At 68.6% G+C, this 24,431-nt stretch carries 25 protein-coding genes; 9 read left to right on the top strand and 16 right to left on the bottom strand.

The features are described from left to right. Positions 1-12 precede the first annotated feature (12 nt). Positions 13-669 carry a lysoplasmalogenase gene (locus OH802_RS15880; protein ID WP_406019979.1) on the top strand — a complete coding sequence of 219 codons (657 nt, stop codon included), beginning with the start codon at positions 13-15 and terminating at the stop codon, positions 667-669. Positions 670-741: 72 nt separating this feature from the next. Here OH802_RS15880 and OH802_RS15875 read toward each other — a convergent pair whose 3' ends face one another. The 8 genes from OH802_RS15875 to gcvT form a co-directional block, all read right to left on the bottom strand. Then, positions 742-2,427, bottom strand: a complete 1,686-nt coding sequence (locus OH802_RS15875; RefSeq protein ID WP_406019978.1) for a ribonuclease J — start codon at positions 2,425-2,427, stop codon at positions 742-744. 11 nt (positions 2,428-2,438) lie between these two features. After that, positions 2,439-3,326 carry a 4-hydroxy-tetrahydrodipicolinate synthase gene (gene dapA / locus OH802_RS15870; RefSeq protein WP_406019976.1) on the bottom strand — a complete coding sequence of 296 codons (888 nt, stop codon included), beginning with the start codon at positions 3,324-3,326 and terminating at the stop codon, positions 2,439-2,441. Positions 3,327-3,342: 16 nt separating this feature from the next. Then, the gene (locus tag OH802_RS15865; RefSeq protein ID WP_406019974.1) at positions 3,343-4,281 is read right to left on the bottom strand and encodes an LLM class F420-dependent oxidoreductase; all 939 of its coding nucleotides are present in this window, start codon (positions 4,279-4,281) and stop codon (positions 3,343-3,345) included. A gap of 38 nt (positions 4,282-4,319) precedes the next feature. Beyond that, positions 4,320-4,811: a dihydrofolate reductase gene (locus tag OH802_RS15860; RefSeq protein WP_406019973.1), complete on the bottom strand. Its 492-nt coding sequence runs from the start codon at positions 4,809-4,811 to the stop codon at positions 4,320-4,322. Further along, positions 4,801-5,595 (bottom strand): thymidylate synthase, encoded by a 795-nt coding sequence (locus OH802_RS15855; protein WP_406019971.1) that lies wholly within the window; start codon positions 5,593-5,595, stop codon positions 4,801-4,803. Before OH802_RS15855 ends, OH802_RS15860 begins: the two co-directional genes overlap by 11 nt. A gap of 14 nt (positions 5,596-5,609) precedes the next feature. Further along, positions 5,610-6,440 (bottom strand): PhzF family phenazine biosynthesis protein, encoded by an 831-nt coding sequence (locus tag OH802_RS15850; RefSeq protein WP_406019969.1) that lies wholly within the window; start codon positions 6,438-6,440, stop codon positions 5,610-5,612. A gap of 30 nt (positions 6,441-6,470) precedes the next feature. Then, the gene (locus OH802_RS15845) at positions 6,471-6,728 is read right to left on the bottom strand and encodes a hypothetical protein (RefSeq protein WP_176883497.1); all 258 of its coding nucleotides are present in this window, start codon (positions 6,726-6,728) and stop codon (positions 6,471-6,473) included. Between the two features lie 82 nt (positions 6,729-6,810). Beyond that, a complete protein-coding gene (gene gcvT / locus OH802_RS15840) occupies positions 6,811-7,953 on the bottom strand; it encodes a glycine cleavage system aminomethyltransferase GcvT (RefSeq protein WP_357360038.1) in 1,143 nt (380 codons plus the stop codon). 77 nt (positions 7,954-8,030) lie between these two features. On the opposite strand from gcvT, the gene OH802_RS15835 reads away from it, so the two are divergent. Together OH802_RS15835 and sucB are read left to right on the top strand one after the other, a co-directional pair. Next, positions 8,031-9,557 (top strand): leucyl aminopeptidase, encoded by a 1,527-nt coding sequence (locus tag OH802_RS15835; RefSeq protein WP_406019966.1) that lies wholly within the window; start codon positions 8,031-8,033, stop codon positions 9,555-9,557. Between the two features lie 216 nt (positions 9,558-9,773). Next, positions 9,774-11,552, top strand: coding sequence for a 2-oxoglutarate dehydrogenase, E2 component, dihydrolipoamide succinyltransferase (gene sucB / locus OH802_RS15830; RefSeq protein ID WP_406019964.1), 1,779 nt, complete (start codon positions 9,774-9,776; stop codon positions 11,550-11,552). 70 nt (positions 11,553-11,622) lie between these two features. On the opposite strand, the gene OH802_RS15825 is transcribed toward sucB, so the two are convergent. Next, the gene (locus OH802_RS15825) at positions 11,623-12,372 is read right to left on the bottom strand and encodes a hypothetical protein (protein WP_406019962.1); all 750 of its coding nucleotides are present in this window, start codon (positions 12,370-12,372) and stop codon (positions 11,623-11,625) included. 186 nt (positions 12,373-12,558) lie between these two features. On the opposite strand from OH802_RS15825, the gene lipB reads away from it, so the two are divergent. The 3 genes from lipB (at position 12,559) to OH802_RS15810 (ending at position 15,071) form a co-directional block, all read left to right on the top strand. Beyond that, a complete protein-coding gene (gene lipB / locus OH802_RS15820; RefSeq protein WP_406019960.1) occupies positions 12,559-13,296 on the top strand; it encodes a lipoyl(octanoyl) transferase LipB in 738 nt (245 codons plus the stop codon). 81 nt (positions 13,297-13,377) lie between these two features. Beyond that, positions 13,378-14,325: a lipoyl synthase gene (lipA, locus tag OH802_RS15815; protein WP_406019959.1), complete on the top strand. Its 948-nt coding sequence runs from the start codon at positions 13,378-13,380 to the stop codon at positions 14,323-14,325. Between the two features lie 35 nt (positions 14,326-14,360). After that, a complete protein-coding gene (locus OH802_RS15810) occupies positions 14,361-15,071 on the top strand; it encodes a DUF4191 domain-containing protein (RefSeq protein WP_160022402.1) in 711 nt (236 codons plus the stop codon). 5 nt (positions 15,072-15,076) lie between these two features. Here OH802_RS15810 and OH802_RS15805 read toward each other — a convergent pair whose 3' ends face one another. The 3 genes from OH802_RS15805 to OH802_RS15795 form a co-directional block, all read right to left on the bottom strand. Next, complete coding sequence (locus OH802_RS15805; RefSeq protein ID WP_406019956.1) at positions 15,077-15,916, bottom strand: class I SAM-dependent methyltransferase; 840 nt, start codon at positions 15,914-15,916, stop codon at positions 15,077-15,079. Positions 15,917-15,990: 74 nt separating this feature from the next. Next, positions 15,991-16,773 (bottom strand): DUF6612 family protein, encoded by a 783-nt coding sequence (locus OH802_RS15800; RefSeq protein WP_406019954.1) that lies wholly within the window; start codon positions 16,771-16,773, stop codon positions 15,991-15,993. Positions 16,774-16,837: 64 nt separating this feature from the next. Further along, complete coding sequence (locus OH802_RS15795; protein ID WP_355225297.1) at positions 16,838-17,311, bottom strand: RDD family protein; 474 nt, start codon at positions 17,309-17,311, stop codon at positions 16,838-16,840. 213 nt (positions 17,312-17,524) lie between these two features. Here OH802_RS15795 and glnA point away from each other — a divergent pair, with 213 nt between their 5' ends. Then, on the top strand, positions 17,525-18,946 hold the full coding sequence (glnA, locus tag OH802_RS15790) for a type I glutamate--ammonia ligase (RefSeq protein WP_406019952.1): 1,422 nt from the start codon (positions 17,525-17,527) through the stop codon (positions 18,944-18,946). Positions 18,947-19,132: 186 nt separating this feature from the next. Next, on the top strand, positions 19,133-19,543 hold the full coding sequence (locus tag OH802_RS15785) for a hypothetical protein (protein WP_406019950.1): 411 nt from the start codon (positions 19,133-19,135) through the stop codon (positions 19,541-19,543). A gap of 17 nt (positions 19,544-19,560) precedes the next feature. On the opposite strand, the gene OH802_RS15780 is transcribed toward OH802_RS15785, so the two are convergent. Further along, positions 19,561-22,209, bottom strand: a complete 2,649-nt coding sequence (locus OH802_RS15780) for a BTAD domain-containing putative transcriptional regulator (protein WP_406029313.1) — start codon at positions 22,207-22,209, stop codon at positions 19,561-19,563. A 444-nt stretch (positions 22,210-22,653) separates the two neighbouring features. Beyond that, the gene (locus tag OH802_RS15775) at positions 22,654-23,220 is read right to left on the bottom strand and encodes a hypothetical protein (RefSeq protein WP_406019948.1); all 567 of its coding nucleotides are present in this window, start codon (positions 23,218-23,220) and stop codon (positions 22,654-22,656) included. Between the two features lie 112 nt (positions 23,221-23,332). On the opposite strand from OH802_RS15775, the gene OH802_RS15770 reads away from it, so the two are divergent. Continuing rightward, complete coding sequence (locus OH802_RS15770) at positions 23,333-23,470, top strand: DUF6112 family protein (protein WP_406029311.1); 138 nt, start codon at positions 23,333-23,335, stop codon at positions 23,468-23,470. 134 nt (positions 23,471-23,604) lie between these two features. On the opposite strand, the gene OH802_RS15765 is transcribed toward OH802_RS15770, so the two are convergent. Continuing rightward, positions 23,605-23,940, bottom strand: a complete 336-nt coding sequence (locus OH802_RS15765) for a hypothetical protein (protein WP_406019946.1) — start codon at positions 23,938-23,940, stop codon at positions 23,605-23,607. Further along, positions 23,937-24,419, bottom strand: coding sequence for a hypothetical protein (locus tag OH802_RS15760; protein WP_406019944.1), 483 nt, complete (start codon positions 24,417-24,419; stop codon positions 23,937-23,939). Before OH802_RS15760 ends, OH802_RS15765 begins: the two co-directional genes overlap by 4 nt. Positions 24,420-24,431: the final 12 nt, after the last annotated feature.

Here is a 24,431-nt window from a genome sequence, read left to right as displayed (position 1 = left end):
TAGTTTGCCGCCATGCAGAGCCTGGCAGTCCTCGTCGCCCTTCTCACCGCCGCCGATGCCGTGGCGGACTGGACCTGCGTGTGGTTCGGCTGGCGGCGGGTCCACTACGTCACCAAGCCCCTGGTGATGGTGGGGCTGATGGTGTTGGTGGGGCTCGTCAGCGACGGCGAGCCGGCGGCGTGGTGGCTGGTCGTCGCGCTCTTCTTCGGGATGCTCGGCGACATCTCGATGATCGGCTCCTCCGCGCGGCGGTTCCTCGGCGGCGTGGCGCTCTTCTTCGTCGGCCATCTGGCGTACGCCGTGACCTTCCTCGCCCTCGGCCTGGAGACCCCCGCGTGGTCCTGGGCCGGGATCGCGGTCGCGGTCGTGCTGGCGATCCCGATGGGCCGGGTGCTCCGGGGCGCCCGGGAGATGGGCGGCACGCCGATGGCGGCTGCCCTGGCGGCGTACTCGCTGGTGATCGCCACCATGCTCGTGCTCGGCTGGATGACCGGGAGTGTGTGGATCGCCGTGGGCGCGCTGATCTTCGTCGTCAGCGACACCCTGATCGGGCTCAACCTCGCCGAGCACGGCAACGAGCCGCCGCGCCTGACCAACGTGCAGATCATGGTGACCTATCACGTCGGCCAGGCGCTGATCACGGCTGGCGTACTGCTTGCGCTCGCCTAGGCCTGGCGCTTCGCGCCTTGCTCACTCGCTCGGCGCGAGCACACGAGCAAGCTCGGTGCTCGACCTCGCTCGCTACGCCTCGATGACTACGGGAACGATCATCGGGCGGCGGCGGTGGGTGCTGGAGACCCAGCGCCCGAACGTACGCCGGATGGCCTGCTGCAGCTGGTAGGTGTCGGTCGCACCCTCGGAGATGGCGCGGTTGACCGCCTTGACGATCGGCTGCTTGATCGGCTCGAAGGCGTTGTCGGGCCAGACGTGGCCGCGGGCGTGGATCTCGGGGCCGCTGGCGACGATGCCCTTGACCGAGTCGACCACGACGACGATCGAGACGAAGCCCTCCTCGCTGAGGATCCGGCGGTCCTTGAGCTCGGACTCGGTGACGTCCCCGACAGTGGTGCCGTCGACGAAGACGTAGCCGCACTCGACCTTGCCCGCGATCTCCGCCTTGCCGTCGATGAGGTCGACGACGACGCCGTCCTCGGCGTAGACGACGCTCTCGACGCCGGTCTGGCGGGCCAGGTCACCGTTGGCGAGCAGGTGACGCACCTCGCCGTGGACGGGCATCACGTTGCGCGGGCGGACGATGTTGTAGCAGTAGAGCAGCTCCCCGGCACTCGCATGGCCGGAGACGTGCACCAGGGCGTTGCCCTTGTGGACCACGTTGGCGCCCAGGCGGGCGAGCCCGTTGATCACCCGGTAGATCGAATTCTCGTTGCCCGGGATCAGGCTGCTGGCCAGCAGGACGGTGTCGCCCGGCTCGATGTGCACGAAGTTGTGGGTGCCGTTGGCGATGCGGGACAGCGCCGACATCGGCTCGCCCTGGGAGCCAGTCGAGACCATGACGACCTTCTCCGGCGGCAGGTCGGCGAGCTCCTTGGCGTCCACGATGACGTCCTCGGGCACGTGCAGGTAGCCCAGGTCGGAGGCGATCTGCATGTTGCGGACCATCGACCGACCGACGTACGCCACCTTGCGGCCGTGCGCGACCGCGCTGTCGAGCACCTGCTGGACGCGGTGCACGTGGGAGGCGAAGCAGGCCACGATGATGCGCTGGTCGGACTCGCGGAAGACCTGCTCGATCGCGGGCGCGATCTTCTTCTCCGCGGTCGTGAAGCCGGGGACCTCGGCGTTGGTGGAGTCGGTGAGGAACAGGTCCACACCCTCCTCGCCGAGCCGGGCGAACGCGCGCAGGTCGGTGATCCGGCCGTCCAGCGGCAGCTGGTCCATCTTGAAGTCGCCGGTGTGCAGCACGAGCCCGGCGCCGGTGCGGATCGCGACCGCGAGCGCGTCCGGGATGGAGTGGTTGACGGCGACGAACTCGAGCTCGAACGGCCCGAACGAGATCGTGTCGCCCTCGCGTACCTTGTGCTGGACGGTCTCGCGCAGGCGGTGCTCGCGCAGCTTGGAGCCGAGCAGGGCCAGGGTCAGCTCGGAACCGACCAGCGGGATGTTCTGGCGCTCGCGGAGCAGGTAGGGCGTCGCGCCGATGTGGTCCTCGTGACCGTGGGTCAGGACCAGCGCCTCGATGTCGCCGAGCCGGTCACGGATCGGGCCGAAGTCAGGCAGGATCAGGTCGACGCCGGGCTGCTGCTCCTCGGGGAAGAGCACGCCGCAGTCGACGATCAGCAGCCGGCCGTCGTACTCGAAGACGGTCATGTTGCGGCCGACCTCGCCGAGGCCGCCGAGAGGGGTGACGCGCAGGCCGCCCTTGGGGAGCTTGCCGGGTTCGGTCAGCTCCGGGTGTGGGTGAGACAAAGGCATTCCTTCTAAAGAAGGCCAGAGGCCTCCAGCCCGGCTCGCAGCGCTTCGACCTCGTCGTCGTCGAGCGCCACCAGGGGCCCTCGTACGTTGCGGTTGTCGATCACGCCGGTCAGCTCGAGAGCGGCCTTGGCAGTGGTGGCTCCGTAGTTCGGGACGCCCATGATGGCGTCGATCGCGGGGAGCATCCGCGCATAAGTCTTGCGGGCGGTCTCGATGTCGCTCGCCGCGAAGGCGTCGATCATCGTCCGCGTCTGGTCGCCGAGCACGTGGGCGGCGACGCTGATCACGCCGACGGCGCCGTGCGCCAGCCAGGCGAGGGTGAGCGCGTCGTCACCCGAGTAGATCGAGTAGCCGAGGTCGAGCAGCCTGGTGCCGCGCGGGAAGTCGCCGGCGGCCTCCTTGACCGCGACGACGGTGTCCCAGGTGATCGCCTCGCGGTAGGTGTCGAGGGTGATCGGGGAGCCGGTGCGGCCGGGGACGTCGTAGAGGATGACCGGGGTGTCGGTCGCGGAGACGACGGTGCGGAAGTGCTCGCGGATGCCCCGCTCGCCCGGCTTGTTGTAGTAGGGCGTCACCAGCAGCAGGCCGTCGGCGCCGATCGACGCCGCCTGCTTGGCGAGCTCGACGGTGGTGCGGGTGTCGTTGGTGCCGATGCCGGCCACGATCTTGGCGCGGTCGCCGACGGCGTCCTTGACCGCGGCCAGGACCTCGCCGTCCTCGGCCGGAGTGGTGGTCGGCGACTCGCCGGTGGTGCCGGAGACGACGATGCCGTCGTGGCCGTGATCGACCAGGTGCTTGGCGACTTTCTGGGTCTGCTCCAGGTCGACCGAGCCATCGTCGTTGAACATCGTGACGAGTGCGGAGAGCACGGTGCCGAAGGGAGCATCAGTCATGGCGTACAGACTATCGTCAGACGCGCGGCATGACCTCGTCGGCTACGAGTGCGAGATGGTCGAGATCGCTCAGGTCGAGCACCTGGAGGTAGAGGCGGGTCGCGCCGACGTCCTCGAACCGCTTGATCTTGGCGACGACCTCGTCCGGGGTGCCCGCCAGACCGTTCTCGCGCAGCTCGGCCGGCTCGCGGCCGATCGCCTGCGCACGGCGGGCGATCTCATCCTCGTCGCGGCCGACACAGAGCACCTGGGCGGCGGAGTAGATGATCGAGTCGTCCCGGCCGGCCGCCTCGACGAAGCGACCGACGTTCTCGAACAGCGCCAGCGAGTCCTCGACGGAGACGAACGCGGCGTTGAACTCGTCGGCGAAGGTGGCGGCCAGCGTCGGCGTACGCTTCTTGCCGCCGCCGCCCACGATCACCGGGATCGAGCCGGCATGGCCACGGGTCTGGACCGGCTTCGGCAGGCCCGGGCTGTCCTTGATCGTGTAGTGCTTCCCGTTGAAGTCGAAGGTCTCCCCCGGCTCGGTCGCCCACAGCCCGGTGATGATCTCGAGCTGTTCCTCCAGCCGGTCGAACCGCTCCCCCAGGGCCGGGAACGGGATCCCGTACGCCTCGTGCTCCTCCTCGAACCAGCCCGCCCCCAGGCCGAGCTCGACCCGGCCCTCGGACATGTCGTCCACATTGGCGGCCTGGATGGCCAGCACACCCGGGAGGCGAAAGGTCGCCGAGGTGACCAGCGTGCCGAGCCGGATCGTGCTCGTGTCGCGAGCCAAGCCGGCGAGCGTCGTCCACGCGTCGCTCGGTCCGGGCAGTCCGGCGACCGAGCCCATCTTCAGATAGTGGTCGGAGCGGAAGAACGCCCCGAACCCCAGCTCCTCGGCCTTCTTGGCGACAGCGAGGATGTCGGCGTAGGACGCCCCCTGCTGGGGCTCGGTGAAGATGCGCAGCTCCATGCCGTTTACCTTAGAGGGGCCGGGCACCTACTCGCGCGTCAGGGAGCGCGAACGAGGAAGACGCGGTCGTACGCCTCGTGGGGCTCCCGCTTCGTCTCGACCCACTCCGCCTCGTCGAAGGGCGGGTAGAGGACGTCGCCCGCGGGAGTCAGGTGGACGCGGGTGATGACCTGCTCGGTGGCGTACAGCATCGCCGCTGCGTAGACCTGCGCGCCGCCGGCGATGACCGTGTCGCCCTGCTCCTTCGCGGCCAGGGCGAGGGCGGAGTCGATGTCGTGGGCGACCAGCACGCCGTCGTACGACCAGGTTTCGTCACGGGTCAGCACGACCGTGGTGCGGCCCGGCAGGGGGCGGCCGATGGACTCGAAGGTGGTGCGGCCCATGACGAGGGTGTGGCCCATCGTGATCGCCTTGAACTCGGCCTGCTCGCCGGGGATCTTCCAAGGGATGTCGGGGCCGTTGCCGATGACGCCGTTGTCGGCGACGGCCGCGACCATCACGATGCGCCCCGAACCGGCCTCAGACGGCAACGGGGGCCTTGATGCCGGGGGCAGGGTCGTAGCCCTCCACAGTGATGTCCTCGAGCTCGAACGCGTCGATGTCCTTGACGTCCGGGTTGAGCCGCAGCGTCGGCAGCGGTCCCGGTTTGCGGGTGAGCTGGAGGCGGGCCTGCTCGAGGTGGTTGCTGTAGAGGTGAGCGTCGCCGAGCGTGTGCACGAAGTCACCGACCTCGAGCCCGGTCACGTGAGCGACCATGTGGGTGAGCAGGGCGTAGGAGGCGATGTTGAACGGCACCCCCAGGAACACGTCGGCGGAGCGCTGGTAGAGCTGCAGGCTCAGCTTGCCGTCGGCGACGTAGAACTGGCACAGCGTGTGGCACGGCGGCAGCGCCATGTCGTCGATGTCGGCCGGGTTCCAGGCGCTGATCACGTGCCGGCGGCTGTCGGGGTCGGTGCGGATCTGGTCGATGATCTTGGAGATCTGGTCGACGTGGCGCCCGTCCGGAGTCGGCCACGAGCGCCACTGGTAGCCGTAGACCGGCCCGAGGTCGCCGTTCTCGTCGGCCCACTCGTCCCAGATCGTGATCCCCCGCTCCTGGAGCCAGCGCACGTTGGTGTCGCCGCGCAGGAACCAGAGCAGCTCCCCGAAGACCGAGCGTGTGTGGACCTTCTTCGTCGTCAGCAGCGGGAAACCCTCGCTGAGGTCGTAGCGGGTCTGGTGACCGAAGACGCTGATCGTGCCCGTCCCGGTGCGGTCGGACTTCTCCACGCCCTCGTCGAGGATGCGGGTCAACAGATCGAGGTAGGACTGCACAGCCCCAGCCTAGGTCAGAGCTCCACCGTCCCATGGATGGTGGTCAGTGTGTCTCCGCCCACCCACACCTGGTCCTCGACCCGCTCGACGTACACACGCCCCCGCCGCTTCATGACGGTCCCTTGAGACGCGACGTACGCGTCCGGCAGCTTCGACCCAGCCAGCCACTGTCCCAGCGCGGCGTTGAGCGACCCGGTGACCGGGTCCTCGAAGGCGACGCCGTCGGCCGGGAAGTACGCCCGGACCTCGACCGCGCACTCGCTGCCCTCGGGATAGCGCCCGACGAGACCGACCTTGTGACTCCCCAGAGCGGCGTGGTCGGGCGTCACGGCCAGCACGGCCCCCGCGTCGGCGAGCATCACGCCGACCCAGCCCGGCCCGTTGTCGCACCACCGCGCGTCCTTGATGTCGCCGCGCTCGATCTGCAGGCCCTTGGCGATGGCACCCAAGGTGCCCTCGTCGACCTCGCCACCCCGGCGCAGCTCCGGCGCGGCGAATGCGATCCGCTCGTCACTGCGCAGCTCGACCAGACCGACGCCGCACTCCTGCACCAGGCTGGCGCCCTTGGGCTTCCCGCCCGCCTCCAGCCACGCGTGCGCCGACCCGAGCGTCGGGTGACCGGCGAACGGCAGCTCGCCGCTGACCGTGAAGATCCTCAGCCGGTAGTCGGCAGCCGGGTCCGTCGGGGTCAGCAGGAACGTGGTCTCGGACAGGTTGGTCCACCGCGCGAAGGCAGCCATCTGCTCGTCGGTGAGGCCGTCGGCCCCGTGTACGACGGCGACCGGGTTGCCCAGCAGCGGCTCGTTGGTGAAGACGTCGACCTGGCGGAACTCATAGGCACTCACGCGCGAGAGCCTAGCCGTGGCCGGAGAGCCTCAGGCGGTCAGCTTCATCGGGCCGTAGACCTGCCGGTCGTGCTCGAAGAGCACCACCGCGGCGACGCCCGCGTCCAGGAGGTCCTGCCAGACCTCGCCCACCCACGACTCGGCGTCGCTCTGGTTGGCGAAGCGCTGGCCGGCGAGGTCTCCGTCGACCGACACCTCCGCACCCGAGGCGTCGACGAGCTGCCACCACCACGGCCGGTCGGCCGCAGACGGCTGCTTGAACACCGAAGGTACGTCCGGGATGCTCATGCCACCACCTCCGTAGCGCAAGCGCCAGGATACGGACGCGGCGGCATGAAGGACTGAATGGTCGCTCGCTGGCGCTCGCTCATCAGCCCTCCCGAACGTGCGAAGGGACGAAGGGAGGCTTGGTGAGCTGGAAGATCTCGCGGCGGCCGCGTACGTCGATGCCGATCTCGGCCTCGGGGTTGACCGTGGTCGAGACGAGCACCAGGCCGACGCCCTTCTTCAGCGTGGGCGAGAAGGTGCCGGAGGTGACCTCGCCGACCGGCACGTCGGCGGTCAGGGACGCGGTCATGTGTGGACGTGGGATGCCTCGGCCGACGGCGACGATGCCGCGCAGGGCGCGCTTCGGGCCGGCCTCCTTCTCGGCGACCAGCTTGTCGCGGCCCCAGAAGGCATCCTTCTTCCAGCCGACGGCCCAGCCGAGGCCGGCCTCGTTGGGAGTGACGTCGAGGGCGATGTCCTGGCCGTGGAGCGGATAGCCCATCTCCGTACGCAGGGTGTCGCGGGCACCGAGGCCGCACGGCACGGCTCCGAGCTCCTCGCCCCGGGACAGCAGCGCGTCCCAGAGCGCGCCGGCGGCCTCGTTGGCGACGATCAGCTCGTAGCCGCGCTCACCCGAGTAGCCGGAGCGGCACACCACGACGCCGATCTCGTCACCGAGTACGTCGGGGGCGGCCGCCTCCACGAAGGACATGTATTCGTGACCGGCCGGCAGCCCGACCGCCTCGAGCAGCTCGTCGGACTTCGGCCCCTGGACGGCGAGCACCGCGTAGTCGCGGTGGTGGTCGGCGAGGTTGATCCCCTCGGGCGCGGCCTCCTGGAGCCGACGCACGACCTCCGGGGTGTTGGCGGCGTTGGGAACGATCAGGACGTGCTCGTCGTCGCGGTAGTAGGCGATCAGGTCGTCGACGATGCCGCCGGTCTCCTCGTCGCAGCACAACGTGTATTGAGCCTTGCCCGGCTTGATCCGGTTGAGGTCGTTGGTGAAGGAAGCGTTGACGAAGTCGGCCGCACCCGGCCCGCTGATCATGACCTTGCCCAGGTGGCTGACGTCGAAGACCCCGACGGCCTCACGGACCGCCGTGTGCTCCTTGACGACGCCGGAGTACTCCAGCGGCATCGACCAGCCGCCGAACTCAGCGAACTTCGCGCCGAGCCCGACGTGGTTTTCGTGCAGGGGGGACTGGAGCAGCTCCGACCCGCCCCCCGTGGAGGTCTCTTCAGCCATACCGCGAACTTATCGCACCAGGCCGACACTCCCCGGTCCGCGCCCCCTCCGGGCGCGCCACACCTAGACTGCACGGCGTGACCCTGCCTGACATCACCTACACGCTGCGTACCGCCTCCCCCGCCAAGACCCGTGCCGAGGCGGTCGTCGTCGGCATCGGCCAGGGCGCGAAGGCTGTCGAGGTGACCGCCGGCGCGGAGGACGTCAAGGCCGCCTACGGTCGCCGGTGGCGGGGGATGCTCGCGACGCTCGGCGTCAGCGGAAAGGCCGGCGAGGTCACCCGCCTGCCCGCAGGGAACGAGATCGGCGCCCAGCTCCTCGTGCTGGTCGGGCTCGGCAAGCCCGGTGCGGACGGGGCCTACTCGGCCGATGCCGTACGCCGCGCCGCCGGCACCGCCGCCCGCGCCGTGCCCAACGCGACCTCCGTCGCCGTATCCCTTCCCGCCGACACCCCCGACCTGGTGCGTGCCGTCACCGAGGGCTACGTCCTCGGCGGCTACACCTACACGACCTACAAGTCGAACAGCGGCAAGTCGGGCGGGGAGGGCAACGGACCGAGCGACGTCGCGATCCTGAGCGCGATCGCGCGGCGTACGGACGCGGTCACCGCCTTCGAGGAGGCGCAGATCCTCGCCCAGGCGGTCGCCGGCACGCGCGAGTGGGTCAACATCCCGCCGGCCGACCTGACTCCCCCGGCGTTCGCCGACGCCATCGCGCACGTGGCCGGGCTGGTCGAGGGCGTCGAGACGAGCGTGTACGACGAGGAGCAGCTCGCCGACCTCGGCTGCGGCGGCATCCTCGCGGTGGGCATGGGCTCGGCGGCGAAGCCGCGCCTGGTCGAGCTCACCTACTCCCCCGACGACGCGCGCGGCCACATCGCGCTGGTCGGCAAGGGCATCACCTTCGACTCCGGCGGCCTCACCATCAAGCCGGGCAGCTCGATGTCCACGATGAAGTCGGACATGGCGGGTGCCGCCGCGGTGGCCCAGGCGACCTTCGCGATCGCCCGCCTCGGGCTGCCGGTGAAGGTCTCCGCGTTCGTGCCGATGGCGGAGAACATGGTCTCCGGCTCGTCCTACCGCCCCGGTGACGTGGTCACCCACTACGGCGGCACGACCGTCGAGGTCTCCAACATGGACGCCGAAGGCCGGATGATCCTCGCCGACGCCCTGGTGCGGGCCACCGAGGTCTCGCCGGACCTGATCATCGACGTCGCCACCCTCACCGGTCACATGGTGATGGCGCTGGGTGACCGGGTCAGCGGCGTACTCGGCTCCGGGGACGTCGTCGACCGTGTTCTCGCCTCCGCCGACGTCGCCGGCGAGCAGATGTGGCCGATGCCCATCCCGGAATGGATGGACGAGCGAATCCGTTCCTCCAAGGTGGCCGACCTCAACCAGCACGACTGGATCCGCTGGGGCGGTGGGCTGTACGCCGCCGCCTTCCTGCGCGAGTTCACCGGCGGTCTCCCTTGGGCCCACCTCGACATCGCCGGACCGTCCTTCAACAGTGGCGGCGCCTCCGGCCATCTCACTCCCGGAGGCACGGGTGTGGCGGTGGCAACACTGGTGGACTACGTACGCGAGATGGCTACCGATCAGTAGTGGTCCGGTTGACACAGCGCTGCGGGGGTAGTGACAAGATGGGCTCCGTGATCGACGCCCTTGGCCGCCCGTCTGGCGGCATCATGAGTGCGTCGGGCAGGTGTCGGCCCAGACCGATGCGACTCTCTCCTCGCCGAGCCCTCGTGCTCGGTCGTGGTGACGCGCGTGTCCGGACATACAAGTAGAGCAACGAACAGACGTAGAACGAAGGAATCCATGGCCACCGAAGTAACTCTCCCGGCACTCGGCGAGTCCGTCACCGAGGGCACCGTCACCCGCTGGCTCAAGCAGGTCGGCGACACGGTTGCGGTCGACGAGGCCCTGCTGGAGGTCTCCACCGACAAGGTCGACACCGAGATCCCCTCGCCCATCGCGGGCACCCTGCTCGAGATCAAGGCGTCCGAGGACGACACCGTCGAGGTCGGTGGCCTGCTCGCCGTCATCGGCGCTGCCGACGAGGCCGGCGCCGATGCCGCTCCCTCGGAGCCCGCCGCGCCCGCGGCCGAGCCCGAGGCTGCCGCTCCCGCCGCCGAGCCCGAGGCTCCGGCCGCTCCGGCCGAGCCCGAGGCTCCCGCCGAGCCCGCCGCGCCTGCCGCTCCGGCGCCCGCCGCCGGCGGAAACGCCACCGAGGTTGCTCTCCCCGCGCTGGGTGAGTCGGTCACCGAGGGCACCGTCACCCGCTGGCTCAAGCAGGTCGGCGACACGGTCGCCGTCGACGACGCGCTCCTCGAGGTCTCCACCGACAAGGTCGACACCGAGATCCCCTCGCCGGTCGCCGGCACCCTGCTCGAGATCAAGGTCGCCGAGGACGAGACCGTCGAGGTCGGCGCCGTGCTGGCGCTCGTCGGTGACGCCGGCGCAGCCCCGGCCGCCGAGCCCGCGCCCGCCGCCCCGGCCCCGGAGCCCACCCCCGAGCCCGAGCCGACTCCTGCCCCGGAGCCCACTCCCGCACCCGCGCCGGCTCCTGCCGCTCCGGCTCCGGCCGCGCCCGCACCCTCTGCTCCGGCTCCTGCCGCCCCGGCTCACGCCGCGCCGTCCACCGACGGTTCCCAGGCCATCCAGCCTGGCGGCTACGTGACCCCGCTCGTACGCAAGCTCGCGGCCCAGCACAACGTCGACCTCGACACCGTCCAGGGTTCGGGCGTCGGTGGCCGCATCCGCAAGGAGGACATCCTCCAGGCGGCCGCCGCCAAGTCGGCTCCGGCCGCTGCCCCGGCAGCCGCCGCTCCGGCGGCCTCGGCTGCTCCGGCCGCTTCCTCCGCCGCCCCCGCGGCCCCGTCGCCGCTGCGTGGCACCACCGAGAAGATCTCGCGTCTGCGCAAGGTGATCGCCGAGCGGATGACCGAGTCGCTGCACACCGCGGCGCAGCTGACCCAGGTCATGGAGGTCGATGTCACCAACATCGCCCGCCTCCGTGAGGCCAACAAGGCCGGGTTCCTGCAGCGCGAGGGCGTCAAGCTGACCTACCTGCCGTTCTTCGCAAAGGCCGCGATCGACGCGCTCAAGGTGCACCCGAAGCTCAACGCCGGTATCGACATCGAGGCCGGCACGGTCACCTACTACGACCGCGAGAACATCGCCTTCGCCGTCGACACCGAGAAGGGCCTGCTGACCCCCGTCGTCAAGGACGCGGGCGACCTCTCGATCGCCGGTATCGCGAAGAAGATCGCGGACGTGGCTGACCGCACGCGCAACAACAAGATCACCCCGGACGAGCTCTCCGGCGGCACCTTCACGATCACCAACCTGGGATCGTTCGGTGCGCTCTTCGACACCCCGATCATCAACCAGCCGCAGGTCGCCATCCTCGGCCCGGGTGCGGTCGTGAAGCGTCCGGTCGTCATCGACGACCCGGACCTCGGCGAGACGATCGCGGTGCGCTACATGGTCAACGTCGCGCTGACCTACGACCACCGTCTGGTCGACGGTGCCGACGCCGGCCGCTTCCTCCAGGACGTCAAGAAGCGCCTCGAGGCTGCTCAGTTCGAGCTCTGAGCGAGCACAGACGCCCCGGAGCCAGTTGCTCCGGGGCGTCTGCCATTTCGGGTGGGATCAGGCGTACGCCTCAGGCGCCGTCCATCAGCTCCTCGGCATTTGGCTCGATGACGGTGAGCTTCTCGCCGTGCTTGCTGAGATCCATCTCGATCTCGTTGTCCTTCCCCATGGCCATGGTCAGACGGATCGGTTGACCTTCCGCATCGAACCAGCCCTCGAGAGTGCCCTCGCCCTCTCCAGTGACGTCCTCATCGACCGCGAACGAGTAGTGGGCGAGCTCGGCCCCGTCGACATCCTCCTGCCCGACATAGGTGGTCGAGTCGTCAGCTGCCTCTCCCCGCAGGTCCTCGAACAGGCTGTACGGGCTCGGCACCAGCGCGGAGACCAACCCGCTGAACATGCCGTCGTCCTTCATCCACTCCTTGTCGTTGTCCATCCGCACGTAGGTCGTCTCACCGATGGCGATGACCTCCATGACGGTCTGGCCGTCGGCCTCGTCCATCGTCAGCTTCGTCTGGGAGACCACTGGCTCACGCTGGTAGTCGCCCACGCTGGAGGCGCTGACGCTGGTTCCGTCCTCGACGGCCTTGATACCCATCTCGACATGGACCGTCGGCATCGCGTCGACGGCGGTGTCGATGAGCTTCTCCGCCTCGTCGCCGGAGAGCTTGGTCCCCGGGTCAATGGCGGGTGCCGCATCGGCCGCCTCGGCCGCCGAGTCCTTTCCGGAGTCCTCGCTCCCGCAGGCGGCGAGGGTGGACATCGCGCTGAGCGCGAGAGCGGCCGCCGCGAGTCGGCGGCCGTACTTCATGGTGTGCACGTCTGTGCCTTTCAAGACTGATCCGAAGACCGATCGCTCCCGAGCGCGGCCAGTCGAAACACGCGCATTCTGCGCGCAATCTCTTTACCCCCGCCGGGATATCGCCAAACCGTTATCCCGTCGAGCCGGCGTTCACCGTTCCGGGCGCTGCCCGTGCGGCTCGGCCCGGGGCGTACGATCTCGGGTGTGACTGAGCTGCGCTTCGTTGAGGTCGGGACGATCGACTACCTGGACGCCTGGGAGCTGCAGAAGCAGGTCCACCAGCGCGTGGTCGACCGCGAAGAGCCCGACACGGTGCTGCTGCTCGATCACCCGCCGACCTACACCGCGGGGAAGCGTACGAAGCCGGAGGACCGGCCTGCGGATCCCGGCGGCGCCCCGGTGATCGACGTCGACCGCGGTGGCGAGGTGACCTTCCACGGCCCCGGTCAGATCGTCGCCTACCCGATCGTGCGGCTGCCGGAGAAGGTCAAGGTCGTCGACTTCGTACGCCGCCTGGAGCAGGCGATGATCCGCACCTGCGCCGAGTTCGGCGTCACCGCCTACCGCGTCCCGGGCCGCAGTGGGGTGTGGCTGCCCGCGGGCGAGACCCCGGACGGCGTACGCCGCCTGGAGCGCAAGGTCGGCGCGATCGGGCTGCGGGTCAGCCAGCACGTGACCATGCACGGCATCGCGCTCAACTGCGACGTCGACCTGGGCTGGTACGAGCGGTTCGTGCCGTGCGGTATCTCCGACGCCGGGGTCACCACCCTCTCGATCGAGGCCGGACGGCAGATCGGCAACGCCGAGGCGATGCCGGTGCTCCACGCGCAGATCGCCGAGATGCTCTCCTGGCGCGACTACGAGCAGGGCCCGAGCCTCGAGGCCAAGCCGGACCCGGCGAAGACTCCGCGGGTTCCGCTGCTCTCCCCCAGCCTGGGCTGAGCGGGCCGGCCATGGTCGGTGTGACCGACCAGTAGCCGCCTGCCTTCGAGGTTCCACCACCACGCGGCGTACCCTTGTGGGGTGACTCAAGCTCCTGCCCCAGAAGGTCGCAAGCTCCTCCGTCTCGAGGTCCGCAACGCGCAGACTCCGATCGAACGCAAACCGGAGTGGATCAAGACCAAAGCGAAGATGGGGCCGGAATACAAGGAGCTCACCGCGCTGGTGAAGTCCGAGGGCCTGCACACGGTGTGCCAGGAGGCCGGCTGCCCCAACATCTTCGAGTGCTGGGAGGACCGCGAGGCCACCTTCCTCATCGGCGGCGACCAGTGCACCCGGCGCTGCGACTTCTGCCAGATCGACACCGGCAAGCCGACCGACCTCGACCGCGACGAGCCGCGCCGCGTGGCCGAGTCCGTGCAGACCATGGGCCTGAAGTACGCCACCATCACCGGCGTCGCCCGTGACGACCTCGCCGACGGCGGTGCCTGGCTCTACGCCGAGACGGTCAAGCAGATCCACGAGCTCAACCCCGAGACCGGCGTCGAGAACCTCATCCCCGACTTCAACGGCATCCCGGAGCTTCTCCAGGAGGTCTTCGAGTCCCGTCCCGAGGTCCTCGCGCACAACGTCGAGACCGTCCCGCGGATCTTCAAGCGGATCCGTCCGGCGTTCCGCTACGAGCGTTCGCTCGACGTGATCACCCAGGCTCGCGACTTCGGCCTGGTCACCAAGTCCAACCTGATCCTCGGCATGGGCGAGACCCGCGAAGAGGTCTCCGAGGCGCTGCGCGACCTGCACGCGGCCGGCTGCGAGCTGATCACGATCACGCAGTACCTGCGCCCGAGCGTGCGCCACCACCCCGTCGAGCGGTGGGTCAAGCCCGAGGAGTTCATCGAGCTCCAGGCCGAGGCCGAGGAGATCGGCTTCTCCGGCGTCATGTCCGGTCCGCTCGTTCGTTCGTCCTACCGCGCCGGTCGGCTGTACCGTCAGGCGATCGAGGCGCGAGACACCGCTGCTGCCACAGCCTGACGCAGCGTACGAAATCTGAAGACTGAAAGAGGAAGATGTCCCAGACCGACCCGAGCACCATGAGTCGCCGCCAGCAGATGGTGGAGACCTACAAGCTCACCAAGCAGTCAGACCCCAAGATCGGCCTCATCCTCGGCTCGATCTTCGTGGTCGTCGCCGCGGTCGCCGGCGTGATCTTCTGGTTCCTCCCCGGCGAGGGCATCTTCTCCTGGATCTTCACGATCGTCGGTGCCCTGCTGGCCGGCCTCCTCGCCGCGATGGTGGTCTTTTCGCGGCGCGCGCAGAAGGTGATGTACGCCCGGCTCGAGGGCCAGGTCGGTGGCGGGTACGCCGCGCTGACCATGCTCCGCCGAGGCTGGACCGTCACCCAGGCCGTCGGTGTCGAGCCGCGCAGCCAGACGCTGGTCCACCGCGTGGTCGGTCCTCCGGGAGTCGTCCTCGTCGGCGAGGGCAACAGCCCGAGCAAGGTGCGCTCGCTCCTGGCCAGCACCAAGCGCACCCACGCCCGCGTCCTGGGCGAGGTGCCGATCACGACCGTCGTCGCCGGCAACGGTGAGGACGAGGTGCCGCTGCCGCAGCTGACCAAGCACGTCACCAAGATCGGCCGCAAGGTCGCCGGCCCCGAGATCACCGACATCCTCAACCGCCTCAAGGCCGTCGACGCCACCCGCGGCACCATGCCGATCCCGAAGGGCCCCGTCCCGACCTCGATGAAGGGCATGCGGGGCAACCTCCGCGGCCGCTGATCCACTTATAGCCGGCGTGCCCGGATCGCGTAGAGAAGCGGGATCCGGGGCGCCTGCTCGGGCAGCCTGAACCAGCCGTCCTCTCCCGCCACCATGGACGGGAAGCGAGGCCACGGCAGTCGTTCGTCCTCGCGTACGACCTCGATCCGCAGGCCCGCGCCGGCGAGGGCGGTGACGACCTCGCCGACCCCGTGACGCCACTCGTACGCCGTCGTGGCGGTGCTCAGGGCCGGGCCGTCGGTGTAGGTGTGGGTCGAGTCCTTCGCGATCGCGCCCCGGCCCGCGAGGTAGTCGTGGCGCAGTTCCAGGGAGTCCTCCCGCCCCGGCTCCGGCACCTCGCCGAGAGCGTCGAGGAGCGGGTGGAACTCGGCCAGGTAGAGGAACCCGCCGGGCTTGAGCAGATCGTGGACGACCCGCGCCCACAGGTCGATGTCGGGTAGATAGCAGACCGCGCCCTTGCCCGTGTAGACGATGTCGAACCGGCCGGCGCCCAGGACCTCGACGGCGTCGTGGACGTCGGCCTCGTGGTAGTCGACGGCCAGCCCGCGCTCGGCGGCGATCCGGCGCGCCGCGGCCACCGCCTCGGCCGAGATGTCCAGCCCGTACGTCACCGCTCCCCGCTGCGCGAACGCCACCGTCTCGGTGCCGAGATGACACTGCAGATGCACGACCTCGCGGCCGGACAGCTCACCGAGGTCGCTCCACTCGTAGTCGGCGAACCACGACGCGGCGGGCCTCGACCCGTCGATGCCGTAGAAGGCGCTGGCGACGTGGATCGGCGTACGAGCGTCCCAGTTGGCCCGGTTGGCCTCGATCTGCCGGGTGATTTCGGGGTCGAGAGTCATGCAGACACGGTCCCACGAACGGCGCAGGGCCGGTCCCCGTTCGGGGACCGGCCCTGCTGCGTACGAACTGGCTGTCAGCCGGCCATGCTCGGCATGTCGGTGACCTGGTCCGCCGGCGGCGCCTCGATGGTCACGTCCTCACCGTGCTTGGACAGGAGCATCTCGACGGTGCCCATGTCGCCCATGCCGACCTCGGCCTTGCGGAGCAAGCCATCGGCGTCGACCCAGATGTCCTGGTCGATCGTCTTGGGCATGCCCTTGGTGCTGTCGGCGCCGAGGCTCTCGGCGAGCCCCGCGGAGTCGACGGTGAAGCTGTAGTGCTTGGTGTCGGTGCCGTCCACCTTCTCCTCGCCCTCGAACTTGGAGGACTTGATCGACTCCTCCATACCCTCGAAGAACGCGAGCGGGTTGCTCATCGACTCCAGGCTGGTGCCGCCCATCTTGGCGAGGTCTTCGGTGCTCGCGGTCACCCACGAGTCGCCCATCATGCCCTTGATGTAGATCTTCTCGTCGACAAGGATCGTCTCCAGATCCATGTTCATCGAGCCACCACTCATCTTCATGGTGGAGTGCTGCGCCGGCGGCTCCTTCTGGATGTCGCCCTCGCCGGTCATCGAGACCGTCTGACCCGACGCCTTAGCGTCCATCTTCGTGGTGAAGTGGGCGGTGTCGATGTCGGTCGCCTTCTTCATCACCTCGGTCATCTCCTCGGCCGAGATCGAGTCACCCTCGCTGGCGCCGCCGGCCCCACCACCGCCACCGCAGGCCACCAGGCCCGAGAGCGATACGGCCAGCACGCCTGCCACAGCGGCGCGGCGCCAGAGGCCACGTGGCCCGAGAGTACGGTTGAGCGTCATTGAGCTTCCCTTCGTGTTTGCCGCTGCTTGCGGCTGACCGGTCAAACCTACCCCCGGATGCCTCTCAACCAACCCGGCGAAACACGTGTCGATAGGTCTGAAGCGTGACGGTTGCCGTACCTGCCGCCAGATCGTGGAGCCCGCGCCGGTCAGGACGGAAGACCAGCGGCGGTACGACGAGGACGACCAGGATCTGACGGGCGATGCTCCGCAGCGGATCGAGCGGGCGTACGTCCGGCTCACCGGCCGTGACCCGCACCGTACGCAGGCGAGTGACGAGCTTGCCGAAGGAGCCGCCGCCGAGCGTGGTGAAGACCGCCGTCTGCACGATGAAGACGACCAGGATCCACAGGTTGTCGGTCGGCCGCGGGTCGACACCGGCTAGCAGCGACCCGAACGGCAGCGCCCGTACGCCGAGGAAGACCGACGCCACCAGCGACGACGCGAGCCAGTCGATGAACAGGGCCAGGACGCGCCTGCCCCAGCTCGCGGTGTCATAAGGCAGAGTGGGCGTCGCAGGAGTGGCGGAACTGGTCACGTCGGTAAGGGTAGGCGGCAACGTCTTGAGGGGTGAGATCCGGGATGGTTGCCGATCAAATCACACAACCTGTTACATGCCTGAAACATTTGCGACACTCCTGTGCAACCGTCCCTTCGTAATTTGCGTGGCACGGTCGGATCCATGAGGGTCCGGCCTCGATCGCGAGAGACCTATCTGGCTCTGCCCGACCGGGTGAGCCAAGGAGGATTGATGTTCAGCACTGACGACGAACTCTTGAAGTTCATCTCTGACGAGGGGGTCGAGTTCGTCGACATCCGTTTCGTCGACCTGCCTGGCGTCCAGCAGCACTTCACGGTGCCCGTGTCGTCGTTCAACCTGGAGCCGATGGCCTTCGACGGTTCGTCGATCCGTGGTTTCCAGACGATCAACGAGTCCGACATGGCGCTCTACCCGGACGTCACGACTGCGTACATCGACCCGTTCCGCGCCGCGAAGACCCTCGCGCTGATGTACTTCGTGCACGACCCGATCACCGGGGAGGCCTACTCTCGCGACCCGCGCAACATCGCTCGCAAGGCCCTGGCGTACCTCGCCTCGACCGGCATCGGTGACACCGCGTTCTTCGCCCCCGAGGCCGAGTTCTTCATCTTCGACAAGGTCGCCTACAGCACCTCCGAGGGCGAGTCGTTCTACAAGATCGACTCCGTCGAGGCCTGGTGGAACTCGGGTGCCGACAAGAACCCCGACGGCTCGGACAACCTGGGCTACAAGACGCGCTACAAGGGCGGCTACTTCCCGGTCTCCCCCACCGACCACTTCGCCGACCTGCGCGACACGATGGTCAAGAACCTCGAGGCCTCCGGCCTGCTCGTCGAGCGCGCCCACCACGAGGTCGGCACCGCCGGCCAGGCCGAGATCAACTACAAGTTCGACACGCTGCTCAAGGCTGCCGACGATGTCATGAAGTTCAAGTACATCGTCAAGAACACCGCCTGGGAGGCCGGCAAGACGGTCACCTTCATGCCGAAGCCCGTCTTCGGTGACAACGGCTCGGGCATGCACGTCCACCAGTCGATCTGGAACGCCGGCGAGCCGCTGTTCTACGACGAGACCGGCTACGGCGGCCTCTCCGACATGGCCCGCTGGTACATCGGCGGCATCCTGAAGCACGCCCCGTCGGTGCTGGCGTTCACCAACCCGACGGTGAACTCCTTCCACCGCCTGGTGCCGGGCTTCGAGGCTCCGATCTCGCTGGTCTACTCCTCGCGCAACCGCTCCGCCGCGGTCCGCATCCCGATCACCGGCACCAACCCGAAGGCCAAGCGCGTCGAGACCCGGTTCCCGGACCCGTCCTCGAACCCGTACCTCGCCTTCTCGGCCCTGCTCCTCGCCGGCATCGACGGTATCCAGAACAAGATCGAGCCGCCCGCTCCGATCGACAAGGACATCTACGAGCTTCCGCCGGACGAGATGGCCGAGATCAACCAGGTGCCGACCTCCCTCGGTGCCGTCCTGTCGGCTCTGGAGAACGACCACGACTTCCTCACCGTGGGCGACGTCTTCACCCCCGACCTGATCGAGACCTGGATCGACTACAAGACCAACGACGAGATCCTCCCGATCCAGCTCCGCCCGCACCCGCACGAGTTCGAGCTCTACTACGACATCTGAGCCGACCGCTCCGCTGTCCGACACCGAAGGCCCCGGGTTTCCCGGGGCCTTCGGCCATTTCGTACGAGCCGGGAGTGACAGGGCGCTGAAAGCGGGATGACAGTCCCGCTTCCTACGGTTGGTCCGCGCGGGCGTTCGAAGCCTGCGGACCATATCTGGACTTCAGGAGGAACAAGCATGTCAAAGATGGGCACGACAGGAATGGGTCTGAAGGCCCGCAGCACAGTCCTGGCTCTGGCACTCGCCGCCGGCGGCTCCGCCATCACGTTGGCGTCCGCTGAATCTGCGTCCGCCGACACCAGCAGGTGCACCATCCGCAATCAGTCCTTCTCGGACTGCGCGAACGTCACCGGGATCGCCTCCGGGAGCTACCTCACCGTCCGCACCGGACCCGGATCGGGCTACGACGCCAAAGACCGTCTGGCCAACGGCAAGCTCGTCGCGGTCTCCTGTTACACGACGGGGACCGTCGTCAACGGCTGGCAGTACTGGGACAGGATCGTCTATGCGAACAGCAGTGGCGTGCTGACCACCGGGTACGTCAGTGACTACTACGTCGACACGGGCCGCCCCTGGGAGTGGGTGCCCCACTGCTGACAGTTCGCTCAGTGCGGCTATCCACTGGCCTCGCCGAGTCGTTGCGCGAGGGTGGATCTGATCTCGGGGTCGGCGTTGTCGACGACGATGAGGGCCCGCTGCCATGCTCCACGGGCTCGCGATCGGTCGCCGAGGTCCTCGGACAGGTCGCCTGCTTGCAGACCGCTGCGGGCAGCACTGACGTGGTCACCGAGGGCTTCGTACTGCTCCGCTCCCCGCTCGGCCGCCGCAAGCGCATCCTCGAGCCGGCCCAGTCGCTGGTACGCCAGGGCTAGGCTGTCCCAGGTGTCGGCCTCGCCCGGACGGTCACCACTGGTCTGCGCGTGCTCGAGCGCGCCCAGACAGGTGGTGAGTGCCCGGTCGAGGTCACCGAGGTGGACGAGATACCAGCCCATGGAGTTCATCGCGCGGCCCAGACCGGCCTCGTCGCCGGTGCCGGTGAACAGCTCCAAAAGCTTCTCCATCCTCGCCACCGCCTCAGCGAACCGGCCTTCCCGGGCACAGGTCCAGGTGTCGTTACGCAGCACATACGAACGGCCGACGTCGTCGCCGATCTGCTCGAAGCCCTCGGAGGCGAGCGCGAAGTGCTCATGGGCGCGGGCGTACTCCCCCAGGCGCGCGAGAGCCTGACCTGCGAGCCGGTGACACTGAGCCACCCCAGCGCGGTCGCCCTTGGCGGCGAGGACGACGACCGCGTGCTCGGCGAGATTCGCCCACGGCCACCACAAGGCCGCTCGCCGGTCGGCATAGTCGACCAAGCACCACACCAGCCGCCAGCCGTACTCCGTATACCCCGTCGTCAGGGCGAGCCAGGCGACCTCCAGCAAGCTCTCGTGCATCGCGATGAACCAGGCCAGCGCCTCGTCATAGCTTGCGACCCGTTCGACGACCACCTGGTCGACCATCGGCGGCAGCGAGATCGGGTACTGCTGCGGATCCATCAGCATCGCCGCCTCGCGAGCCGTGGCCAGATAGTGCCCGAGCACCCCGAGCGCCGCGTGCCGCTTCGCCTCCGGCGACTCCGAGGCACGGAGCAGGTCCACGGCGAGCAATCGGACCAGGTCGTGTTGGACATAGCGCTGCGGCCGACGCTCCTCGACCAGGCTGGCCGCCGCCAACCTGGCCATGGTCGCGCTCGCCTCGGTCAGCGTCACGCCGGCGAGGCTAGCCGTGGCCGCAAGCGAGATCTCCGCCACCCGGTGCAGACCAAGCAACCGGAAGACACGGGCATCCTCGGGCCCCAGCGCGAGATAAGAGGAGCGGATGGCCGCGCGCACGCCGCTGTGTTCATCCGGCCCGCTCAGATTATCGAGACGGCCGCTCTCGGGTCGCAGCTCGCCAGCCAGATCGGACAGCTGGAACGCCGGGTTGGTGGCCGCCCTGGCAGCGACCAGACTCAGTGCCATCGGCAACCGGTCGCAGGTCTCGATGATCTCAGCGACTGCGCCGTCCTCGGCCCCGACACGACGCGCGCCGAGCCGGCGGCTGAGCAGATCACGAGCCTCGTCGCCGCTGAGCGGCCCCAGTCGCACCGTCGAGGCGCCCTCCCGGGAGACCAAGCCGAAGAGCTGGTCCCGACTGGTCACGAGAGCAGCGGCAGTACGTGGCGGAAGCAGCGGTCGAACCTGATCGGCGTCACGCGCATTGTCGAGCACCACGAGCACGCGCCGCTCAGCGATAGTCGAGCGGTAGAGCGTGAGCTGTCGGTGCACGTCGCTGGGCACCTGCTGGGCATCGACGCCGAGCTCGGCCAGCACGAGCCGGAGCGCCTCGCCGAGCGCCATCGGCCGATGGTTGGGATCGAAGCCGCGGAGATCGACGTAGACGACACCATCGGGGAACCTGTCAAAGTGCAGATGCGCCCAGTGCAGCACCAACGCAGTCTTGCCGACCCCGGCGGAGCCCGAGACCACGACGACCGGCGCCTGCTCTCCTGAGGCGATCAGCTCATCGAGACCCGCCAGTGCGTCGGTGCGGCCCACGAAAGTCGATGGTGCCGACGGCGGGACCGGCTTGGTCGCCGCTCCGGAGCGGCGACCGGCGTCCCGGGGGTCGTCGGGAGCGCCGAGCAGGTCGGTGAAGACGGCGTTCAGCTCCGCGCCCGGGCCGATACCGAGCTCGTCGGCGAGCGAGCGGCGTACGTCCTCGTACGCGGCCAGTGCCTCCGCCCGGCGGCCGGCCAGATCCAACAGCCGGAGATGCCTGACCCAGAGCGACTCGCGCAGGGGGTGGTCCTCGAGAGCGACACGGATCCGCTGTGTGAGCTCGGTGATCTCGATCGGATCGGGGAACCGGCTGCCCACCAAGGACAGGTCAGCCACGCGTTCCAGCGTGGACAGATAGCGGTCGGCCAGAGCCGGTGCCTCCCCTACGTAGAGGTCGTCGGAGTCTACGCCGGCGAAGGAAACGCCTCGCCAAAGGCGGATCGCGGACCACAACGTCTCCCCATTGCAAGTGTCTCCGAGCTTGGCCTCCGTCAACCTACGGAACCTGGCGACGTCGATCTGCTCCGCGGCTACGTTCAGCACGTAGGCGCCCGCACGAAAACCGATCGACCCCGGTGGCAGTTGGCCGCGCAGGCGACGTACGACCGTATGAACCGCGGCGCGCACGTGCTGTGGCGGACTCTCACCCCAGACCCGCTGGGCAAGTGCCTCAACCGTCATTGGCTGACCGGGATCCAATGCGAGCGCCGCAAGCAGCACGCGGCCACGACCACGGGGAAGCAGAACTGGTCGGCCGCCGACCGTGACCTCGAAGGCCCCGAGAAGGCTGACCTGCAGGTCGGACGCCGTGCGGTCGACCACCACGCTCCCTTTCAGTCGAGCCGATCCACCGCGACTTTAGCCACTCGAGGTGCGTGCGCAACCACAATTCAGAGCATTCGACTGGCATCCCTCCAGGTCGCTCAGATCCCTCGAAAGGCGCCGCGCTCAGGCGGTCGCGGTCTCCGCCGTCGCCACCCGCCAGCCAGCACGTTCGGGATGCGTACGGATCCCGTCACCGGCGCGCAGAACCGTAACGCGCGTACCCTCGCGAAGGAACCTTCGCAAGGGCACGAGCCGAGGTGCGGCTGACTCCCAACACGGGTTGCCGTCACCCGCCAGCGGCTAACAGATGTCGACGTACCACGTCTTGTACATGATGGTGTCGGGGATCGCCTGGATGATCCCAGGTTGGACACCGAACTTCGCGATCAGGTGGAGGTTCTTGTCATACAAGAGCACGGCCGGGTGGCTGCCATCCTGATTGTTCGCGATGTTCCCCGCGTTCACGAAGGCGAGAGTGTCGCGCCGGACGCAACTGAAGAGCTTGAAAACCGTGTAGAGACCGTTGCCTTCGCCCGCCGAGATGCACGCGTACCCCTCCTCGCAGTTTGAGAGGTAGTGATCTCGCTGGGCACGGGTCCTGTTCTGGATCTTGTCTTCCCCGTACTTCGGCCCGTAGTAGATCGGGGTAATGCTCGGCTCCCAGGCCAGCGGCCCCACACCGACGCCCGACACGCTCCGATTCGGCGCAGATGCAGCGCGCTCCGATGCGGGCTGGGCGGTCGCCGTGGCCGAGGACGTCGGCGCCAGAACCGTCAGCGATGCGATGACAGCGATCGCCGCGAGCCAGCGCCGACGGCCGAACCGTCTCGGTCGGCGCATGCTGCCTGGCAACTGATCGAACTTCATGATTCAGCCCTCCGATTGTGCGTAGTGGTCGGACCAAACGCTAGGTACGGCGGGCGTCAGTTTGCTGTCACCGATCTGTCACGTCCGCTCACCGACAGCACTCTCCTGAGCGATCGCGTCCGGCGCAGGCAGTTGGCGCGGCGCGTCCCGCGCGAAAGTCGGCGTCCTTGTCGCCGTCGCTGGAGCCGCACCCACCGGCGGCCCGCTCGCATGGGCGTACTGGCTGCTGAAGGTCGGCACACGCCTTTGAGCGGCGCCAAGATCGTGAGGGTGAAGTCGTCGCATGTGGCACACCAGTCACACCCGCGCGAGACCTTCGCACTCATCGAGAACGCGATTCGCTCGATCCGCTGAGCGATCCCTCCGAGTCAGGCGCTGGTCCGATCACTCCCTTGCCGGATACGGAGACTCGACCAGCAGCCCGGCGAGGTGGGCGAGGTTGCGAGCCATGGTCTTGGTCGTTCCGGCGGTCTTCTCGGGCGTCGGCTGCTTGTCCTTGTAGTCGACGCCCTGCATGGCCTCACCGACCCAGTAGGTCGAGCCGTTGGCGGGGATGGTGAAGCCGACGTCGCTGAGGGCTTGGCAGAGCTCGGCGGTGACGTGGTGGGCGCCGTCCTCGTTGCCGACGACGCCGATGCCGGCGACCTTGTCGTAGGTCAGCATCCGGGCGGTGTCGTCAATCTCGCTGAGCTCGGCGTCGAGGCGCTCGAGCACCGTCATGCGCCGATCACCGTACGGCCCACCCTCAGGTGCAGGTCCTCGAGCCGGGCGAGCTGGTCGTCGGCGCGGCGGATGAGCTCATCCAGCTGCAGCGGGTCGATACGTGCGTCGTCCTCGGTGGCAGCGCGCAGCAGCTGCCATCCGGCCCGCTTCGCGGTCACCGCGTCACGCAGTGCCTCCAGCTCGAACAGGTCGGAGAGCGGCGAGCGCCGCACAAGCCGTCCGTTCGGCTTGAACCGGCCGGCGAACTCCATCGCGCGCCCCGTCGTGGCGGCGATGCGCGACGGGGTGGCTCCGGTCGCCATGATGATCTGCCGCAGCTGCTCCCGGTCCTCGTTGATCTCGGTCGCCAACTGTCGTACGTGAGCGGCCACGTCGGTGTCGGAGTGCGAGCGGCCGACTCGCTCGAACATCGCGGCCCCGGCGCTGGACCCTGCCCAGTGGTGCTGCAGGTAGGCGTGCAACATGTCGTCGTTCATGGCTGCTCCTTC

The sequence above is a fragment of the Nocardioides sp. NBC_00850 genome, from assembly GCF_045207335.1.
Classification (GTDB): domain Bacteria; phylum Actinomycetota; class Actinomycetes; order Propionibacteriales; family Nocardioidaceae; genus Nocardioides.
The sequence above is the reverse complement of the archived record's forward strand: the minus strand, read 5'-3'. Positions and strand labels throughout refer to the sequence as shown.

Excerpts from the sequence above, each read along its gene's own strand:
- OH802_RS15880 (WP_406019979.1), top strand. The coding sequence starts at position 13 with ATGCAGAGCCTGGCAGTCCTCGTCGCCCTTCTCACCGCCGCCGATGCC.
- dapA (WP_406019976.1), bottom strand. The coding sequence starts at position 3,326 with ATGACTGATGCTCCCTTCGGCACCGTGCTCTCCGCACTCGTCACGATG.
- OH802_RS15865 (WP_406019974.1), bottom strand. The coding sequence starts at position 4,281 with ATGGAGCTGCGCATCTTCACCGAGCCCCAGCAGGGGGCGTCCTACGCC.
- OH802_RS15845 (WP_176883497.1), bottom strand. The coding sequence starts at position 6,728 with ATGAGCATCCCGGACGTACCTTCGGTGTTCAAGCAGCCGTCTGCGGCC.
- gcvT (WP_357360038.1), bottom strand. The coding sequence starts at position 7,953 with ATGGCTGAAGAGACCTCCACGGGGGGCGGGTCGGAGCTGCTCCAGTCC.
- sucB (WP_406019964.1), top strand. The coding sequence starts at position 9,774 with ATGGCCACCGAAGTAACTCTCCCGGCACTCGGCGAGTCCGTCACCGAG.
- OH802_RS15810 (WP_160022402.1), top strand. The coding sequence starts at position 14,361 with ATGTCCCAGACCGACCCGAGCACCATGAGTCGCCGCCAGCAGATGGTG.
- OH802_RS15805 (WP_406019956.1), bottom strand. The coding sequence starts at position 15,916 with ATGACTCTCGACCCCGAAATCACCCGGCAGATCGAGGCCAACCGGGCC.
- OH802_RS15800 (WP_406019954.1), bottom strand. The coding sequence starts at position 16,773 with ATGACGCTCAACCGTACTCTCGGGCCACGTGGCCTCTGGCGCCGCGCC.
- glnA (WP_406019952.1), top strand. The coding sequence starts at position 17,525 with ATGTTCAGCACTGACGACGAACTCTTGAAGTTCATCTCTGACGAGGGG.
- OH802_RS15785 (WP_406019950.1), top strand. The coding sequence starts at position 19,133 with ATGGGCACGACAGGAATGGGTCTGAAGGCCCGCAGCACAGTCCTGGCT.
- OH802_RS15780 (WP_406029313.1), bottom strand. The coding sequence starts at position 22,209 with ATGACGGTTGAGGCACTTGCCCAGCGGGTCTGGGGTGAGAGTCCGCCA.
- OH802_RS15775 (WP_406019948.1), bottom strand. The coding sequence starts at position 23,220 with ATGAAGTTCGATCAGTTGCCAGGCAGCATGCGCCGACCGAGACGGTTC.
- OH802_RS15765 (WP_406019946.1), bottom strand. The coding sequence starts at position 23,940 with ATGACGGTGCTCGAGCGCCTCGACGCCGAGCTCAGCGAGATTGACGAC.
- OH802_RS15760 (WP_406019944.1), bottom strand. The coding sequence starts at position 24,419 with ATGAACGACGACATGTTGCACGCCTACCTGCAGCACCACTGGGCAGGG.